Source organism: Aquitalea magnusonii, from assembly GCF_003202035.1.
In the GTDB taxonomy this organism is placed as follows: domain Bacteria; phylum Pseudomonadota; class Gammaproteobacteria; order Burkholderiales; family Chromobacteriaceae; genus Aquitalea; species Aquitalea magnusonii.
The window spans coordinates 39,934-57,092 of the sequence record NZ_QJKC01000016.1 but is presented as its reverse complement, the minus strand read 5'-3'; the positions used below and the strand labels follow the sequence as shown (position 1 = coordinate 57,092).

General features: G+C 61.8%; 20 protein-coding genes. 11 read left to right on the top strand and 9 right to left on the bottom strand.

The window, feature by feature from the left end:
* Positions 1-91: 91 nt before the first annotated feature.
* The 3 genes from sucC to DFR38_RS16285 all read left to right on the top strand — a co-directional run bounded on the left by sucC (position 92) and on the right by DFR38_RS16285 (position 2,778).
* A complete protein-coding gene (sucC, locus tag DFR38_RS16295) occupies positions 92-1,261 on the top strand; it encodes an ADP-forming succinate--CoA ligase subunit beta (RefSeq protein ID WP_045845616.1) in 1,170 nt (389 codons plus the stop codon).
* A gap of 27 nt (positions 1,262-1,288) precedes the next feature.
* Entirely contained in the window at positions 1,289-2,173 is an 885-nt protein-coding gene (gene sucD / locus DFR38_RS16290; protein WP_045845617.1) for a succinate--CoA ligase subunit alpha, read from the top strand.
* Positions 2,174-2,343: 170 nt separating this feature from the next.
* Positions 2,344-2,778, top strand: coding sequence for a hypothetical protein (locus DFR38_RS16285; RefSeq protein ID WP_059287348.1), 435 nt, complete (start codon positions 2,344-2,346; stop codon positions 2,776-2,778).
* Between the two features lie 71 nt (positions 2,779-2,849).
* On the opposite strand, the gene DFR38_RS16280 is transcribed toward DFR38_RS16285, so the two are convergent.
* The 3 genes from DFR38_RS16280 to DFR38_RS16270 form a co-directional block, all read right to left on the bottom strand.
* A complete protein-coding gene (locus DFR38_RS16280) occupies positions 2,850-4,076 on the bottom strand; it encodes an MFS transporter (RefSeq protein WP_211310773.1) in 1,227 nt (408 codons plus the stop codon).
* Positions 4,077-4,598: 522 nt separating this feature from the next.
* Positions 4,599-5,036, bottom strand: a complete 438-nt coding sequence (locus DFR38_RS16275; RefSeq protein WP_059286487.1) for an LEA/WHy family protein — start codon at positions 5,034-5,036, stop codon at positions 4,599-4,601.
* A gap of 16 nt (positions 5,037-5,052) precedes the next feature.
* Complete coding sequence (locus tag DFR38_RS16270; protein ID WP_110313637.1) at positions 5,053-5,943, bottom strand: LysR family transcriptional regulator; 891 nt, start codon at positions 5,941-5,943, stop codon at positions 5,053-5,055.
* A 106-nt stretch (positions 5,944-6,049) separates the two neighbouring features.
* Here DFR38_RS16270 and DFR38_RS16265 point away from each other — a divergent pair, with 106 nt between their 5' ends.
* Positions 6,050-6,469: a CidA/LrgA family protein gene (locus DFR38_RS16265; protein WP_059287614.1), complete on the top strand. Its 420-nt coding sequence runs from the start codon at positions 6,050-6,052 to the stop codon at positions 6,467-6,469.
* A 1-nt stretch (position 6,470) separates the two neighbouring features.
* Complete coding sequence (locus tag DFR38_RS16260) at positions 6,471-7,154, top strand: LrgB family protein (protein WP_110313631.1); 684 nt, start codon at positions 6,471-6,473, stop codon at positions 7,152-7,154.
* Positions 7,155-7,353: 199 nt separating this feature from the next.
* Here the strand turns inward: DFR38_RS16260 and DFR38_RS16255 are convergent, their stop codons facing one another.
* Complete coding sequence (locus tag DFR38_RS16255; protein WP_158527748.1) at positions 7,354-7,983, bottom strand: putative metalloprotease CJM1_0395 family protein; 630 nt, start codon at positions 7,981-7,983, stop codon at positions 7,354-7,356.
* Between DFR38_RS16255 and DFR38_RS21085 the strand changes: the two genes are divergently transcribed.
* From DFR38_RS21085 to DFR38_RS16240, 3 genes are all read left to right on the top strand, one after another.
* Complete coding sequence (locus DFR38_RS21085; protein ID WP_146215995.1) at positions 7,982-8,209, top strand: hypothetical protein; 228 nt, start codon at positions 7,982-7,984, stop codon at positions 8,207-8,209. The two genes, DFR38_RS16255 and DFR38_RS21085, sit on opposite strands and share 2 nt — an antisense overlap.
* A gap of 117 nt (positions 8,210-8,326) precedes the next feature.
* Positions 8,327-8,812: an acyl-CoA thioesterase gene (locus tag DFR38_RS16245; protein WP_059287108.1), complete on the top strand. Its 486-nt coding sequence runs from the start codon at positions 8,327-8,329 to the stop codon at positions 8,810-8,812.
* Between the two features lie 41 nt (positions 8,813-8,853).
* On the top strand, positions 8,854-9,531 hold the full coding sequence (locus DFR38_RS16240) for a TIGR01621 family pseudouridine synthase (protein WP_059287110.1): 678 nt from the start codon (positions 8,854-8,856) through the stop codon (positions 9,529-9,531).
* Here DFR38_RS16240 and DFR38_RS16235 read toward each other — a convergent pair.
* From DFR38_RS16235 to DFR38_RS16215, 5 genes are all read right to left on the bottom strand, one after another.
* A complete protein-coding gene (locus DFR38_RS16235) occupies positions 9,528-10,334 on the bottom strand; it encodes a ChbG/HpnK family deacetylase (RefSeq protein WP_059287107.1) in 807 nt (268 codons plus the stop codon). The two genes, DFR38_RS16240 and DFR38_RS16235, sit on opposite strands and share 4 nt — an antisense overlap.
* Positions 10,331-10,720, bottom strand: a complete 390-nt coding sequence (locus tag DFR38_RS16230; RefSeq protein WP_059287106.1) for a GtrA family protein — start codon at positions 10,718-10,720, stop codon at positions 10,331-10,333. The genes DFR38_RS16235 and DFR38_RS16230 overlap by 4 nt, the downstream gene beginning before the upstream one ends.
* Positions 10,717-11,727 (bottom strand): glycosyltransferase family 2 protein, encoded by a 1,011-nt coding sequence (locus DFR38_RS16225; protein ID WP_059287105.1) that lies wholly within the window; start codon positions 11,725-11,727, stop codon positions 10,717-10,719. Before DFR38_RS16225 ends, DFR38_RS16230 begins: the two co-directional genes overlap by 4 nt.
* A gap of 17 nt (positions 11,728-11,744) precedes the next feature.
* Complete coding sequence (locus DFR38_RS16220; protein ID WP_059287104.1) at positions 11,745-13,217, bottom strand: ArnT family glycosyltransferase; 1,473 nt, start codon at positions 13,215-13,217, stop codon at positions 11,745-11,747.
* A 165-nt stretch (positions 13,218-13,382) separates the two neighbouring features.
* On the bottom strand, positions 13,383-14,759 hold the full coding sequence (locus DFR38_RS16215; RefSeq protein ID WP_059287103.1) for a peptide MFS transporter: 1,377 nt from the start codon (positions 14,757-14,759) through the stop codon (positions 13,383-13,385).
* A gap of 211 nt (positions 14,760-14,970) precedes the next feature.
* Between DFR38_RS16215 and DFR38_RS16210 the strand changes: the two genes are divergently transcribed.
* Genes DFR38_RS16210 through DFR38_RS16200 form a run of 3 tightly spaced genes read left to right on the top strand, consistent with a single transcriptional unit; the run spans position 14,971 to position 16,930 of the window.
* Positions 14,971-15,576: a LemA family protein gene (locus DFR38_RS16210; RefSeq protein WP_193394307.1), complete on the top strand. Its 606-nt coding sequence runs from the start codon at positions 14,971-14,973 to the stop codon at positions 15,574-15,576.
* Between the two features lie 2 nt (positions 15,577-15,578).
* Positions 15,579-16,430 (top strand): TPM domain-containing protein, encoded by an 852-nt coding sequence (locus DFR38_RS16205; protein ID WP_110313629.1) that lies wholly within the window; start codon positions 15,579-15,581, stop codon positions 16,428-16,430.
* On the top strand, positions 16,430-16,930 hold the full coding sequence (locus DFR38_RS16200; protein WP_110313628.1) for a TPM domain-containing protein: 501 nt from the start codon (positions 16,430-16,432) through the stop codon (positions 16,928-16,930). Before DFR38_RS16205 ends, DFR38_RS16200 begins: the two co-directional genes overlap by 1 nt.
* The last annotated feature ends 229 nt before the right edge of the window (positions 16,931-17,159 follow it).

Sequence of the window (17,159 nt, the reverse complement as noted above, 5' to 3'; positions counted from 1 at the left end):
CCCGATACATTAGGGTTGAGGAAGCGACCAAGGAATAGAGACGTTGGCCAGACAGGGCCCCGCCATCATTTCCACCGAAAGGAAACCATAGATGAACCTGCACGAATACCAAGCGAAAGAGCTGCTGGCCAAATACGGCTTGCCGGTACAAAAGGGCATTCTGGCCACCACGCCGGAAGAAGCCGCTGCCGCTTATGACCAACTGGGCGGCAAGTTTGCCGTCGTCAAGGCCCAGGTGCATGCCGGTGGCCGTGGCAAGGCCGGTGGTGTCAAAGTGGTCAAGACCCGTGAAGAAGCCGCTGAAGTCGCCAAGAGCCTGATCGGCACCAACCTGGTGACCTATCAGACCGACGCAGCCGGCCAGCCGGTCAACAGCGTATTGGTATGCGAAGACATGTACCCGGTACAGCGCGAACTGTACCTGGGCGCCGTAGTGGACCGTGGCAGCCAGCGCGTTGTGTTCATGGTCTCCACCGAAGGCGGCGTGGAAATCGAAAAAGTAGCCGAAGAAACCCCGGAAAAGATCATCAAGATCGAAATCAACCCGCTGGTGGGCATGCAGCCGTTCCAGGCGCGTGATGCCGCCTTTGCCCTGGGTCTGTCCGGTTCGCAAATCGCTGCCTTCAGCAAGCTGATGCTGGGCGCTTACCAGGCTTTCGTGGAAAACGATTTCGCCCTGTTCGAAGTCAACCCGCTGGCACTGCGTGAAAACGGCGAACTGGCCTGCGTTGATGGCAAGATCAACCTGGACTCCAACGCCCTGTACCGTCACCCGGCCCTGCTGGCCCAGCGCGACAAGTCGCAGGAAAACGAACGCGAAGTGAAGGCTTCCGAATTCGACCTGAACTATGTGGCCCTGGAAGGCAATATCGGCTGCATGGTGAACGGCGCTGGCCTGGCCATGGCCACCATGGACATCATCAAGCTGAAGGGTGGCCAGCCGGCCAACTTCCTGGACGTGGGTGGTGGTGCCACCAAGGACCGCGTGATCGAAGCCTTCAAGCTGATCCTGGCCGATGATTCGGTCAAGGGCGTGCTGATCAACATCTTCGGCGGCATCGTACGTTGCGACATGATTGCCGAAGCCATCATCGCCGCGGTGAAAGAAGTGAATGTGACCGTGCCGGTCGTTGTGCGCCTGGAAGGCAACAACGCCGAGCTGGGCGCCAAGATTCTGGACGAATCCGGCCTGAAGCTGGTTTCCGCCCAGGGCCTGAACGACGCAGCCGAGAAGATCGTTGCTGCCGTTGCTGCGCTTTAATCACCTGCACCGCATAAGGATTTCAAAATGAGCGTATTGGTAAACAAAGACACCAAAGTGCTGGTGCAAGGTTTCACCGGCAAGAATGGTACCTTCCACGCCGAACAGGCGCTGAAGGTTGGCACCAAGGTAGTCGGTGGCGTGACCCCGGGCAAGGGCGGTTCCGAGCATCTGGGCCTGCCGGTGTTCAACACCATGAAGGACGCCGTGCGTCAGACCCAGGCTGATGCCTCGGTCATCTACGTACCGGCAGCTTTTGCCAAGGATTCCATCCTGGAAGCCATCGACAGCGGCGTGAAGCTGATTGTCTGCATCACCGAAGGCGTGCCCACCCTGGACATGCTGTACGTGAAAAAAGCCGTGGACGAAGCCGGCATCCGCCTGATCGGCCCGAACTGCCCGGGTATCATCACCCCGGGTGAGTGCAAGATCGGCATCATGCCGTGGCACATCCACAATCCGGGCCGCATTGGTATCGTGTCCCGTTCCGGCACCCTGACCTACGAAGCCGTGGCACAAACCACCGCCCTGGGTCTGGGCCAGTCCACCTGCATCGGTATCGGCGGCGACCCGATCCCGGGTACCAGCCACATCGACGCCCTGAAGCTGTTCCAGGACGATCCGGATACCGACGCCATCGTGATGATCGGTGAAATCGGTGGTACCGCCGAAGAAGAAGCTGCCGAATTTGCCAAGGCTTACGTGACCAAGCCGGTAGTCGGCTATATCGCCGGTGTGACTGCTCCCAAGGGCAAGCGCATGGGCCACGCCGGTGCCATCATCTCTGGCGGCAAGGGTACTGCCGAAGAGAAGTTCAAGGCTTTCGAGAAGGCTGGCATCGCTTACACCCGCAGCCCGGCCGAAATCGGCAAGACCATGTTCGAACTGCTGAAAAGCAAGGGCATGATCTGATCCCTTGGCGGATAGCTGTACACGACAACGCCACCCTCGGGTGGCGTTTTTTTATCTGTGCGCCGACCATGGCGCCATCGCTGCCTGGCGAGGGCAGTTTATGGTAGAACTGCAAGGCCGCCTGTTGGTCCGATGAAACTGTCGACCGCTGAATGAGGAGAGGAAAGACCATGCGCAACTGGCTTTGTCTGTTGGTGCTTGCCACCAGCGCCTGCAGCAGTTTCCCCACCCGTGAGGGCTATGCACAAAAGGCGTATTACTGGCAGGGCAAGGACGCCAATGCCCTGTTGGCAGAATGGGGTGCTCCCAGCAAGAGCATGACCATGCCCAATGGCAATACGCTGTATACCTACAGCAAGTCCTATACCCAGCAGCAACCGTATTTTGACAACCGCCGCTTCGAGCCGGGCAGCCGCTTTACCGTGACGGAAAACGGCCAGAGCCGGGTGATCGAAACGCCGGGCCGCTGGGTCTATGACGGCACCACCGGTGGCGGCCTGCAGCATTACAGCTGCACCACCAATTTTGTGGTGAACAGCAAGACCCAGCTGGTGGAGTCCGTCAGCTTTGACGGTAACGATTGTGTGGCCGTACCGCGTCCTTAGCGGGCCGAACAAGATGGCGGGCATCCTTGCTGCATGGCATGGCGCTGGTGTTGTTCTGTCGCAGCCCTTGCTCAGTGCTCCAGCTTGCGTCCGCGTCCTTCCGGCATCAGCGCCATGCCCAGTACCGCAAGCAGGCCAGTGGCGGTCAGGTAGAGGGCGGGCGCGGCGGCACTACCGCTGACGGCAATCAGCCAGGTGATGACGAATTGGGTGGAGCCGCCGAAGATGGCCACACCCACCGCATAAATGACCGACATGCCCAGTGCGCGGATGCGGCCGGGTAGCAGCTCGGGGATGGCCACCAGCGACGCCGCGCCGCTGAGCGCGCCCAGCGCGGCGAGCAGGGCACTGGTGATCAGCAGCGCGATGGCATCGCCACGTTCAGCCATCCACAGGAAAGCCGGGTAGGCGATGAGCGAGGCAAGTAGCCGCGGCCAGATCATCAGCGCCTTGCGCCCCCAGCGGTCACAAAGCCAGCCGCCCAGCAGGGCGAAGACAAAGGTCATCAAGCCCACGATCACGGTGGCGGCCATGGCGGTCGTCGCCGGGAGTTGCAGCGTGGTGATGGCAAAGGTGGTCATGTAATTACTCACATAAGTTGCCACCGTGCCACCCAGTACCACCAGCATGGCCAGCAGGATAAGCCGACCGTGGCGGCGCAGATTGGCCCATGAGGCATTGCTGACTTCGGCATGCTGTTGCTGGGTTTCCGGCATGGCGCGCCGCAGGTAGATGGCCAGCGGGATCAGCAGCAGGCCCAGTGCAAAGGGTAGGCGCCAGCCCCAGGACTGCAGCTGTTCCTGGCTCAGACTGGCACTGAGTCCCATCCCGAGCAGCCCCGCCACCAGGGTGGCCAGCCCCTGGCTGCCCAGCTGCCAGCTGCCGAACAGGCCACGGCGGCCGGGCGGGGCCGCCTCGATCAGGAAGGCCGTGGACGGTCCTACTTCACCGCCCAGTGCCAGGCCCTGTACCAAGCGGCACAGCACCACAATGACGGGAGCGGCCACGCCGATCTGGGCATAGCCAGGGGTAATGGCCAGGCCCAGGGTGCCCACGGTAATCAGGGCGATGGTCAGCAGCATGGCCGGGCGTCGGCCCACGCGGTCGGCATAGGCACCGATCAGCACCCCTCCGAGCGGACGCGAGACAAAACCCACGCCAAATACCGCTACTGACAGCAACAAGGTGGTCAGTGCATCGGTCGCCGGGAAAAAGGTGCGGCCAATATAGACCGCGAAGAAGGCATAGGTGACGAAATCGTAAAATTCCAGTGCATTACCGGCTACGGTCGCGGCCACCACTTTGCGGGAAGGCCCCGCATGCTCTGGCGGGGGGTGGGACAGCGCATGTTGCCGCGCGGCTAGCTGGCTGGGCTGCGCGGCGCTGGCCGTCGTTGAGTGGAGTGTGGCTGGAGCTTGATTCCGCAGGTCTGTCATGGATACCCCCAAATTGGCAACTGGAATTGCTAGTGAAGTCCAATGTAATAAATCGGGGGAGGGCGGTCTGTGGATGAAGGCATCATCCGCCAGCCATTATCGGGATAATGGGCTGATTTGGCCGAAGATCAGTTCTTTCAGCCGGGCTGTAGCACAGCACTGCCTGCGTCGGCCCTTGGCTGAGCAGGCAGCTGCCGCTTGAGCAACACCAATCCGCTAGCGAAACCGATCAACCATACCGACAGGCATGCGCTGCCACTAGCGTGGGCGGGTCTTAGCGCGTGTCAACCTGGCCAGCCAGCTCTTGCCGGTGGCAGATCACGGTCATCGTGCCGTAGGAGTACGCCGACTGGTACGAGCTGGCTGCGATGGAGAGGGCAAGATTCAGGGCAGCTTCCATTCCCCGCTGCTGCTGAAGGGCAGGCTGGCGATGCCTTGCAGGCCCTCCAGCTGTCCCTGCAACTGGTAGTCGAGCTTGCCCGTACCATTCATGGCCTTGCCCAGCTGTTTCAGCCAGCTGAGGGTGGAGGTATGTACCCGCACGGTGATTTCGGCTTCGCCCAGCGCCGGTACGGCAATGGCCTGATTGCTGAGACCGCTGGCCAGGCGGTTGCCGGCGACATCCAGGTCAAAGCGCAATCCGCTGGCGCTGAGTGGCAGTGTGTTGGGGTTCTGCAGGCGCAGGGTGACATCGAAGTTCTGCTCCAGCAGGGTGGAGGCGGCCGGGTGGATGTCGACCAGACTGACCTGCGGCTTTTGCAGGCCCAGCGTGCTGCAGCCGGCCAGCCACAGGCAAAGCAGCAGGGCAAGGTAGTGTTTCATGGCGCTTCCTTGAGTGTTATTGCAGGCCACCCAGCACTTCCTGGGTGACGGATATCCAGGCACGGGCGGCATGGGACAGATAGCTGCCCTGCTGCCAGATCAAGGCCAGATGCCAGATCAGCCAGGGGTTGGATACCGGAATCACGTCGTAGAGTTCCCGGTCCAGTCTTTCCACCACCGAGCGGGGTAGCAGGGTAATCCCCAGCCGGGCGGTGACCAGTTCGACGATGAAATCCCAGTGCGCGCTGCGGCCGACGATATGCAGCGGCTTGCCCATTTCGCGGAAGGCATGGCTGATGCGGCTGGACAGGGTGAAGTCTTCCGGATACAGCACGAAGTCCTGGTCGGCGATATCGGGCAGGGTGACCACCGAACGGCCATGCCAGGGCGAGCCGGCCGGCGCCACCAGACATAGCGGGTCGCGTACCACGGCAAATTGCTGAAAGATGCTGTTGTCCACCGGCAATACCGCCACGCCGATTTCCAGTTCACCACTGCGTACGCTGTTTTCGATGGCCAGGGCGCCATCCTCCACCATTTTCAGCTCGATGCCGGGGTAGCGCTCGCGAAAGGTGCTGACCACCGGCGCGAAAAAGGCCACGCCCACCATGGGCGGCAGGCCCACCACCAGCTCGCCGCTGGAGAGCCCGGCCAGGTCGTTCAGCTCGTTCTTGAGCTGGCTCATGGCCGACAGCACATCCAGCCCGCGCTCGAACGCCACCTTGCCGGCATCACTCAGCCGGAAGCTGCGGCCCTCGCGGATGATCAGCGGCGTGCCCAGTTCTTCTTCCAGCTGCTTCACCATCTTGCTGATGGTGGGCTGGGTCACGAACAAGGCTTCCGCCGCCTTGGTGAAACTGTGCCGTTTGACCACTTCGACAAAGTAGCGCAATGCCCGGATATCCATGATCGATTCCATTCAAGAATGAGTTTGATAATTTTAATTCATTTTTTGAATGAAATGGTGGCGACTATACTCGATTCACGTTTCCTGGTTGCGGAGTGACCGGATCATGAAAAACCTGCCGAACCTTGCCGTCAAGCAAAGCCTGTCCACGCTGTCGCAAGTGGTGCTGCTCAGTCTGGTGTGGCTGCTGGCCAGCCGCCTGAGCCACGCTTATGTGCCGGAAATTCCGGCGGGTGTGCTGGGCATGTTCCTGGTGCTGGCGGCGCTGGCGCTGGGCTGGTTGCCCCTGTCCTGGTGCAAGAGCGGGGCGCGCTGGCTGCTGGCGGAGATGTTGTTGTTCTTTATCCCGGCCACCGTGGCCGTGGTGCAGTATCCGCAGCTGCTGGGCAGTATCGGTCTGCGCATCGTGCTGGTGATCCTGTTGTCTACCGTGCTGGTGATGACGGTGACTTCGCTGGTGGTGGATGCCGGCTACAAATTTGAAATCCTGCTGAAGCGGCGCAAGCGACAGCATGGAGTGCTGTGAGATGGAAAACCTGCTGGCTTTTGCCTGTTTGCTGCTGACGCTGGTGTTGTACTGGCTGGCCAAGAAGCTGTACCGCCGCACTGGCAACTGGTGGAGCGCCCCCTTGCTGGCGGTGCCCTTGCTGGTGATTGGCGCAGTGGTGGTGGGGCATATTCCCTACCACACCTATTTTCAGGATACGCACTGGCTGAGCTGGTTGCTTGGCCCGGCAACGGTGGCGTTTGCCATCCCGATTTACGAGCAGCGCCAGGTGATCCGCAAACATGCCTTGTCGCTCAGTTGCGGTGTACTGGTGGCGATGCCAGTGGCGGTATTGAGTTCGGTGTGGCTGGCACGGGCTTTCGGTTTGTCCGAGCTGTTGCAGAAAAGCCTGGCACCACGGTCGATCAGCACGCCGTTTGCCCTGGCCACGGCGTCCACAATCGGTGCCTCGCCCGATCTGACCGCGGTGTTTGTGGTGATCACCGGTGTGGCCGGCATGTTGCTGGGTGAAGTGATGCTGATGCTGCTGCCCTTGCGCTCGCGTCTGGCCAAGGGGGCTTTGCTGGGGGCTGCCGCACATGGTGCCGGCACGGCCAAGGCCAATGAACTGGGGGCGGAAGAAGGCGTGGTGGCCAGCCTGACCATGATGCTGGGGGGCATTGCCACGGTGTTTGCCGCCCCGCTGATCGCCTGGTTCGTCTGAGACGGACCGGAGCCAAGATTTCTCTGTAGTAAGCCCATGCCATCGGGAGTGGTGTGTGGTGTCTCTCCTCTTGTTGTACTCCCACACGAGCGTTGTTCGGGCTGACCCTATCCGGTCAGCCCATTTTTTTGCCGTCGCTCCAGCTATGACAAAATCATGGGTGGCGGCTGTCCGGGGATGAATCTCAGCTAGCGCGGGGTCAGGCAAAAGTATCGACCGCATTGCCCTTGCTGCTGGGTTGCGGGTGGGCGATGGCGGCAAAAATCGCCTTGGCGGTATCGATGGCCGGGTTGTGCTGGGCTTGCTGCACTTGCTGTTGCTGCTGCTTGTCGATTTCGGACTGGGCTTGCTGCGCCATTTGTTCGGCTTCGGCGGCCACTGCCCGGTCCTGGCCGGAAGGGTCGGTCGGGGCGAGCGCGGCAGCAGCCACCTGTTTGGCATTGCTCAGGGTTTCCTGCGGCGACTGGCCGCTGCTCAGCCGGATGCTGACTTCACCACCGATGGCATATTGCTTGCCATCCGGGCCTTCCTGATAACTGTAGTTGGCCCCGCCACTGACCAGCGCCCCTCCGGCAGCCATGTGGGCTTGCTCATGCTGGCGCACATCGGCATCGCGCGCACGCAGTTCATCCAGCTGCTTTTGCTGGTCGGGGCTGAGCGATTTGCCGCTGTAAATGGCCGAGGGGGAGGGCGGTGTCACGCCGGCAACCGGGGTGGCAATCGACGCCATGCGCGCTGCCGTGCACGATGGACAGTTGCAGGCCGGACCGTGTTGCAGCCCGCTGCTGATCGGGTAGCCAGTACTGGCGGAGAGGGAAGAAATGCTCATGATTGGCACCATCCTGAACAGTTTCAGTGTAGTGCATGGCGCGGTTCAATTCATTGAATACAAAGATTATTTTATGGCTGTTGCAAAGCGTTGTGGCTTGTCTGCATCAGCGCCTGCCGCCGCTGCGCTCCGTGCGGGCTGGCGGCTGGATGATGTGGTGGCTGGCCGGTGGCGGGCCGGGGCCGCATGCCAAGCGCGACAGTGCGCGCTTGCTGCGGCAGAATGACGGCCATTGCTGTGGTGGATCCGGCCAGAACAGGCTATCGGGGTCCGGGGGGACTCCAGGCATGGGCTGGCCGCGCAGCAAGCCCGCACAATGAATAACGCTAAGGAAAGCAGGGATATGCAAGATCAGGCAGCACAGGAAAACCAGCGCGAACTGGTGATGTCGGTATTGATGATGCCGGACATGGCCAATTTTTCCGGCAATGTGCATGGCGGCGTGTTGCTCAAGCTGCTGGACCAGGTGGCTTATGCTTGTGCCAGCCGCTATGCCGGGCGCTATGTGGTGACCCTGTCGGTGGACCAGGTGCTGTTCAAGCAGCCCATCCATGTGGGCGAACTGGTGACCTTCATGGCCAGCGTCAACCATGTTGGCCGGACTTCGATGGAAATCGGCATCAAGGTGGTGGCCGAGGATATCCAGCGGCGCAGTGTACGCCATACCAATAGCTGCTACTTCACCATGGTGGCCTTTGAAGATGGCAAGGCGGTGGCGGTGCCGCCCCTGAGCCTGGACACCGACGAGCAGAAAAAGCGTTTCCGCGACGCCGAGATCCGCAAGAAGCTGCGCATGGAAGCCCAGCAAAAAACCAGCGATCCCTGCTGAGCGGGTAGAATGCCGGCTTTGTTCCGCTGGTGTTCCTGGCCATGTTTACCCTGCTGCATACCGACCCACGTTTTTACCTGATCAACAAGCATGCCGGCGTCAGCTTTCATCGCGAGGGCGCAGAGGCTGGCCTGCTGGATGGCGTGCGGGCGGAGCTAGCGGACGAGGCGCTGTGGCCGGTGCACCGGCTGGACCGCATCACTTCCGGGCTGATCCTGCTGGCCCGTTCCAGTGAGGTGGCCAGCCAGCTGGGTGCAGCCTTTGCCGCACATCAGGTGGAGAAATACTATCTGGCGCTGTCTGATCGCAAGCCGCAGAAAAAACAGGGGCTGATCAAGGGCGATATGGACAAGGGGCGGGGCGGGGCGTGGCGCCTGCTGGGCAGCCAGGCCAATCCGGCGATCACCCAGTTTTTCAGCTTTTCGGTGCAGCCTGGGCTGCGTCTGTTCTTGCTACGGCCGCATAGTGGCAAGACCCATCAGCTGCGGGTGGCGCTGAAGTCGCAATCGGCGCCGATCCTGGGCGATACCCTGTATGGCGGCAGCGCAGCGGATCGTGGCTATCTGCACGCCTATGCGCTGCGCTTCAGTCTGGATGGCGAGGATTTCGCCTTCGTCTGTCCACCTGATCAAGGCGAGCAGTTTGTCAGCCCGGCCTTGCAGTCCTGTGTGGCCCGCGAGGTCGCTACCCCGTGGGCGCTGGCCTGGCCCCGGCTTTAATGGCTGAATTTTCCCAGCTCGACTCCGGCCGTGCGGCAGGCTTCGGCAAAGGCTGCGCTGCCCAGATAGCCATATTCCACGGCACGGGCAGCGGCGATCGGATCGCTGGCATCGTCTGCCGGCAGGCCGGGGTGGCACATCAGCAGCGCACCTTCCTCTCCGTGTTGCAGCCACTGCTGCATCAGCGTGGCAAAGCCGGCTTCCGGCGTCAGCGCATACAGTCCGGCAAACCAGCGATTGCACACCAGGCCGTGCTGGCTGGCCGCCTGGGCAAAGCCGCGGCATACCGTTTGTAGTACCACGGCTTTCAGGCGGCTGTCGCCAGGGTGGCCCAAGTGGTCCGGTGCACGCAGATAGGGCTTGTTGCTGTCTGTCCAGCGCAGGGCGATGGCGGCGAACAGGGCCTCGCGCACGACGGGCAGCGCATGCACATGCTGGTGGCCGTCGATAAAGTCCGGCAGGCGGCCCAGGTGCTGGCTGAACAGGTCGATCTGGCGCAGCAGGCTGTCCAGCAGGGCCTGATAGGGCAGACAGCGCAGCTGGCTGAGCAGCAGCCAGTGCGACAGGGGCTTGAGCAGCTGCGGGCCGTTGGCGAAATCATGGGTGAGATTGAAATGCAGGCCGATATCGGCTTGCTGCTGCAGCGCTGACAGTGGCGCGGCCAGGGCCGGCCAGTGCGGCGACTGCGTCATCACGCTGGTGGCAGACAGGCGGCCAGCCTGCAGCAAATCGAGTATGCCCTGGCTGATGGCTGGTGACTGGGCGAAATCATCCGCACACAGGGTGAAGCGGCGTGGGCTCATGTCGGCTGCGCCTGGCCCGAGAATGCCCACAGCTTGCTCAGGACAAAGGTGAACACGGCCACGCTGCCCAGCACGATCAGCAAGGCGATGCGGTAATCCAGCGCGGTAAAGTGCAAGAGCAGGAAATACATGGCCTCGTTCAGGCCAAAGCTGAGGCAGGACACCATGAAGAAGCGTGGCAATGCCTGGCGGTGCGGCACATGGCCGGCCTCGAAGGTCTTGTGGCGATGTCCCCAGTAGCTGATCTGGAAGGCCAGCAGGAAGGCGATGACATTGGCCAGCAGCGGCGGCAGGCCGGCCGGCACCAGCAGGCAGGCCACCAGCAGGAAGTGCGCCAGCATGGCGCTGACGCCGATCACGCCAAACCAGAACAGCTCGCGCTTCATGGCTTGTCCTGTCCGGAGCGGCTGACGCGGCTGAGCAGATAGATGGGGCGCTGTTTCACTTCACTGAAGATGCGGCCGATGTACTCGCCCAGAATGCCGATGGACAGCAGCTGCACCCCGCCCAGAAAGGACACGGCCACCGCCAGCGTGGGCCAGCCCGGCTGGTCATTACCGAAGAGCAGGGTATGGATCAGCTCCCAGCTGGCGTAGAGGATGGAGGCCAGCGAGATGGCGCTGCCAATCAGCGTCCACATGCGCAGCGGCACATTGGAAAAGGCAGTCAGCCCGGTCAGCCCCAGATTGAGCAGGCTGAAAAAATTGAAGCTGCTCTTGCCGGCGCGGCGCTCCTTGGTATGGGTTTCCACTGGCAGCTGGGTAAAGCCCACCCAGTTGTACAGGCCCTTCATGAAGCGGTTGCGTTCCGGCATCTGGCGCAGGGCTTCCAGCACGCAGCGGTCCATCACGCGAAAATCCTGGGTGTTTTCCGGAATCTTGTGGCGCGCCCCGCTGTTGAGCAGGGTGTAGAACACGCGGGTGAACAGCCGCTTGCCCAGGGTTTCATTATCGCGGCTGGAGCGCACGCTATAGACCATGTCGTAGCCGGCACGCCATTGACGCAGGAATTCCGGCACCATTTCCGGCGGATGCTGGAAATCGCTGTCGATCAGCACCGCCACATCGCCATGGGCATGGTCGATGCCGGCGGTAAGTGCCAGTTCCTTGCCGAAGTTGCGCGACAGCTGCAGCAGGGTGACCGGCAGCAGCTCGATCTGGCTCATCACCTGCTCAACGGTATTGTCGCGGCTGCCGTCGTCCACCACGATGAATTCATGGCGGAAACCGGCCTCGCTCAGCAGACCGTGCAGGGTCTGCAACATCGGCACGATATTTTCGCTCTCGTTGTAAGCCGGCAGGATGCAGCTGACCAGCGGGTCGGCCGGGCGGTCTGCGGCGCGTTGCTGCAGCAGATACGGTGGTACGAAGGCGCTGGGTGGCGTAGCGGTCATCGGCGTCTCCTTGCTTGTCATGGTGCGCTGTCGGCGCCCTTGGCGCGCAACAGCAGCATGTGGTCTTTCATTACTTCAAAGCTGGCCAGCGGCTGGAAGCGGGCGGCCACGGCGGCCGGCAGGCTGGGCAGGTCGCGCTGCTCGGTGACGATGAAGCGCTGGTGCGGGTCGGCCAGCAGTTGCAGCAGTTGAGCGGGCTGGTTGGTGGTGAGCACCTTGCCCTCGCTATAGAACTCGGCGGAAAACTCGCGGCGGCTATCCCAATAGATCAGCTTGCTGCCAGCGGCAGGGTGCTGCTGCTGCCAGGCGGCGATGACCTGCTGCTGGGTACGGAAGTAACGTTGCCCCTGGCTCCATTGCAGGCCGACCGCAATCAGCAGCAGCAGCCCGGATACCAGGGCCAGCCAGGGCAGGCTGCTGCCCTGGCCGGGCTGGCGTCCGGCTTGCCACAGCGTGGCAAACAGCAGGGCGCAACCCGGCAGCATGGGCAGCGGGTAGGGGAAAATGATATTGCCGGAAATGGTGAAGAACAGCAGCGTCATCAGGCTCCACAGCAGCACATACAGCCGCCAGCCATCGCCATCCTTGCTCAGGCCGATGGCCTGTTTGCCATGGCCTGCCAGCCAGACCAGCATGGCCAGCGACCACGGAAAGATCGCACCCAGCCAGTACAGCCAGATCATGCCGCGCGGGGTGGCATGGGCATAGCCGTATTTGTCGCCTTTCCAGCCCGGATCGAGAAAGCGGCTGACATGCTCGCCCATGATGAAGTAATTGAGAAAGCCGGGGGTGCGGTATTCCGCCAGCAGATACCAAGGCAGGGCAATGGCCAGCATCAGCAAGCTGCCGCTGATCCACGGCAGGCGCTGCCACAGTGCTTTCCATTCATTGCGCAGCAGCACCCAGCAGAAAATCGGCATGCCCACCAGCACGATGGCCAGCGGCCCCTTGGCCAGCAGGCCCAGGCCCAGGCCGACGAAAAACAGGTAGTTCCAGCGGCGGCCACGTCCTTGCATGGCATGCCAGAACGCCAGCTGGGCCAGGGCGACGCAGAACATCAGTGCCGGGTCGGTCATGACCGTGCCCGCCGCGCCAAAGAACAGCAGGCTGCCAGCCAGAATCAGTACGCTGGCCAGCGCGGCATCGCGCCCCAGGCGCTGGCGCGCAGCATCGGCCACCAGCCACAGTACCGCCAGTGACAACAGCAGCGCCGGCAGACGGGCGGCCAGCGGGTTGACGCCAAACAGGCCCATGCTGGCCGCAGAGGTCCAGGTGGAGAGCGGTGGCTTGGCCCAGAAGGGAATTCCGTAGTCGTGCCACAAGGTCACCCAGTTGCCGGTTTCCAGCATTTTGCGGGCAATTTCGGCGTAGCGCGCTTCAGTGGTGTCGGTCAGCGGAATGGCCCACATCGCCAGCAGGCGAATCAGCAGCAGGGCAAACAGTGCATAGGTGGCAAATCGCTGCCACCGGGTATCGGGGGACGGTGTCATGTAGTCCAGTCAGCACGCCACAGGGCGGCCGGGGGAGTCGGAAAAAACCCGCACAGCTTACCATGCCAGCCTTGTTTTAGTCTTAAGCGCCACGGCGTGCCCATGTAAAAACGCCGCCTGGCGGCGGCGTTGGCGGATGGCAGGCCGGACCGGCCCGCTACGGTCTTATTGCAGGCCGTGCATCATTTTTTTCAGCTTGCTCGACAGCAGGAACAGAATCAGCGAAGCGACCCCTGCGGTGGCGACAAACACCATAAAGAAGTCATGCAGATTGTTGATGCTGTAGCCCAGCAAATGCGGGGCTGGCTTGGTCGGGTCCGGGTAGAGTTCGGACAGGGTGCCGGCCAGCTTGTTGGCGGCGGCATTGGACAGGAACCAGATGCCCATCATCAGGCTGGTAAAGCGGGCTGGCGACAGCTTGACCACCAGCGACAGGCCGATGGGCGACAGGCACAGCTCGCCGAAGGTGTGCAGCATGTAGAGGCTGACCAGCCACAGCATGCTGACCTTGACGCCGGGTTGCAGTCCATCCACGCCAAAGGCGATCACCAGATAACCAATCGCCAGGAACAACAGGCCGCAGGCCATCTTGACCGGCGAGGTCGGCTCGCGGCCATGCTTGCCCAGCGTGGTCCACAGCATGGCGAACAGCGGGGCGAAGATGACGACCGAGATCGGATTGATCGACTGGAAGTAGGAGGCCGGCACGGTAAAGCCCAGCAGATTGCGGTTGGTCTGTTCTTCGGCAAAGAAGGTCAGCGAGGCGCCCGCCTGTTCGAAGGCGGACCAGAAGAAGATGACAAAGGCTGACACGATCAGGATGACCGCCAGTCTTTCCTTTTCCACCCGCGTCAGCGGCGCATGCACCACCTTTTCGCCGCTGGCGTGATGGCGGGCCGGCGCCATGCCGATGGGCTTGCCTTCCGGGGTAACCAGATATCTGTTCTTGAACAGGCTGAATATCAGCAGGCTCAGCAGCATGCCGAAGCCGGCCGCCATGAAGCCCCATTTGAAGTCACCCGGATGGCCGGTATCGCCCAGCGTGCCGCAAATCAGCGGGGCGATCAGCGAGCCGGCATTGATGCCCATGTAGAAAATGGTGAAGGCCGAATCCACCCGTTTGTCGTCCGGGGCATACAGCTGGCCCACCATGGAGGAAATATTCGGCTTGAACAGGCCATTGCCGGCAATCAGCAGGCCCAGGCCGCCATACAGCAGCCAGGAAGCCATCTGCAGATTGCTGTCGTGCAGGCTGCCGGAAAAGAACAGCAGGAACTGGCCACAGGCCATCAGCACACCGCCCGCCAGAATGGAGCGGCGATTGCCCCAGTAGCGGTCGGCGATATAGCCGCCGATCAGCGGTGTAAGATAAACCAGCCCGGTATAGGTACCATAGATGTCGGCGGCGTGTGCCTTGTCGAACATCAGGGCCTTGATCATGAACAGGACAAAGATGGCGCGCATGCCGTAATAGCTGAAGCGCTCCCACATCTCCGTAACAAAGAGCAGGTATAGCCCTTTGGGGTGGGATCTGGTGGTCATAAAGATTTCCTTGTGCAGCTGGGGAAGTCACTCTGCGGTGACATGTTGTAGTGTTTTATTGCCAGTTTTTCTGGCAGGCGGCGATAGTAGCGACTAAATCCGCAGTTGTGGAATATTTATTTGCGGTTTGCCGTGCTTGTTGATGATTATAAGGTTATTCGAATATTCCATGTTTGATATTGGGCAAGTATTTCAATCGAAAGGGAATTTCATGCTGAAAAAGTGTCTGTTGATCCTGCTCTTGCTCTGCGGCCTGAGCGGCTGCGGCTACAACACCATGCAGACCCAGGACGAGGCGGCCAACGCGGCCTGGTCGGAAGTCGTCAACCAGTACCAGCGCCGGGCCGACCTGATCCCCAATCTGGTCAACACGGTGAAAGGCTACGCCAGCCATGAAAAAGACGTGCTGACCCAAGTGACGGCGGCACGTTCGCGGGTGGGCAGCATCCAGCTGGATGCCAGTACCGCGACCGATCCGCAAAAGCTGAAGGATTACGCCGCGGCGCAACAGCAACTGGGTTCGGCGCTGTCGCGCCTGCTGGTGGTGTCGGAAAACTATCCGCAGCTGAAAGCCGATGGCGCTTTCCGTGATTTGCAGGCGCAGCTGGAGGGCACGGAAAACCGTATCGCCCTGGCGCGCAAACGCTATATCGACGCCATCCAGTCGTATAACAGCACGGTGCGCACCTTCCCCGGCAATCTGACGGCCATGGTCTTTGGTCTGAAAACACGACCGAACTTTAGCGTGGAGAACGAGAAAGCCATTGCGGCAGCGCCGGCGGTGAGCTTCGCTCAGCCTGCGTCGGCCGGACAATAAGCATGCGGCCCCTGTTCCGGCGTTTGCTGGGGTGGTGCAGCATGCTGCTGACCGGGCTTGCCCTGGCGCAGTCGCCGCTGCCGGCACCAAGCGCGCCCTTGATCGACACCGCGGGTTTCCTGAGTGCCAGCGAGCAGCAGCAGCTCAATCAGCACTTGCTCGACTTTCACCAGCAGCAGGGTAGTCAGCTGGCCGTACTGATCGTGCCCGACATCGCTCCGGAGACGCCGTTCGATTACGGCACCCGCGTGATGGAGAGCTGGAAGCTGGGGCGCAAGGGCGTGGACGATGGCGTGCTGCTGCTGATCGTGGCCAATGCACACCAGACCCAGCTGCTGGTAGGGCGCGGGCTGGAAGGGCCGATTCCGGATGCTGTGGCAAAGCGCATCCTGCAGGACACGCTCAAACCCGCATTGCAGGCAGGACACAGGCTGGAGGGCATCATGCAGGCGGTCGGCCAGATCGAGAGCCTGATCAAGGGCGAAGCCCTGCCAGCGCCCAAAGCCACGGCCCCGGCTACGGGCAGTATTGAGGACAATCTGCCCTTGCTGGGCTTTTTTGCCCTGTTTGGCGGTGGCGTGCTCACCCGCTTGTTCGGCCGGCTGGTCGGGAGCTTTATTGCCGGCTGCGTGGCCATCGTGCTGACCTTGTGGCTGGGCGGCGGCGTGGCGCTGGCCTTGCTGGCCGGCGGGCTGGCCGCGGTGTTTGCGCTGTTGCTGGGCAGCCACGGCATTGTGCTGGGTGGTGGCGGTGGAGGTGGCTGGGGCAGCGGTGGCGGTGGCGGCCGCAGTGGCGGCGGCTGGTCGGGTGGCGGTGGCGATTTTGGTGGCGGTGGCGCTTCGGGGAACTGGTGATGAGGCATTGGAAAAAAGCATGGCATAACCTGCGCAGCACCGGCTGGCAGGCGCGGCGATTGTTTCCGCAAGCCAGTGTGCAGCAACTGGAGCAGCAAATTGCCTTGTCCGAGCGTGAACACGCCGGGCAGTTGCGCTTTGTGCTGGAGTCGGCACTGGACTGGCGGCAGGCCCTGCACGGCATGACTGCGCGCGAGCGCGCCCTGCAATGGTTTGGCCAGCTGCGCGTCTGGGATACCGAGCACAATACCGGTGTGCTGGTGTATGTCCTGCTGGCGGAGCGACGCATTGAAATCATTGCCGACCGTGGCATAGACCGCCGGGTGCCGGCGAGCGCCTGGCGGGAGATTTGCGCCAGCATGCAGCAGTCGTTTGCTGCAGGGGCCCATCTGGATGGCTTGCAGCAGGGTTTGTGGCGCATTCATGCCCTGCTCATCGTGCATGCGCCGGCGCATGGACCACATGCGAACGAGCTGCCGGATACGGTGATCGTGCGCTGAGGGCTTGCCTGTAACGGCCTGATGGATGGCCTGACTGCATGGCCGGTTGACAATCTTCTTGCCGACCGCAATGGCTGGGAGTAATCTCATTCGGCCATCCGGCTCTTATTTCTACTAAGGTGTTTGTTCATGAACACGTTGGCATGCTTGAACCGGGCGGCTGCCAACCACGGCAGCCTGCCGAAAAACTGGTTTACCCTCGATATCGTGCTCGCCTACGACTTTCCCC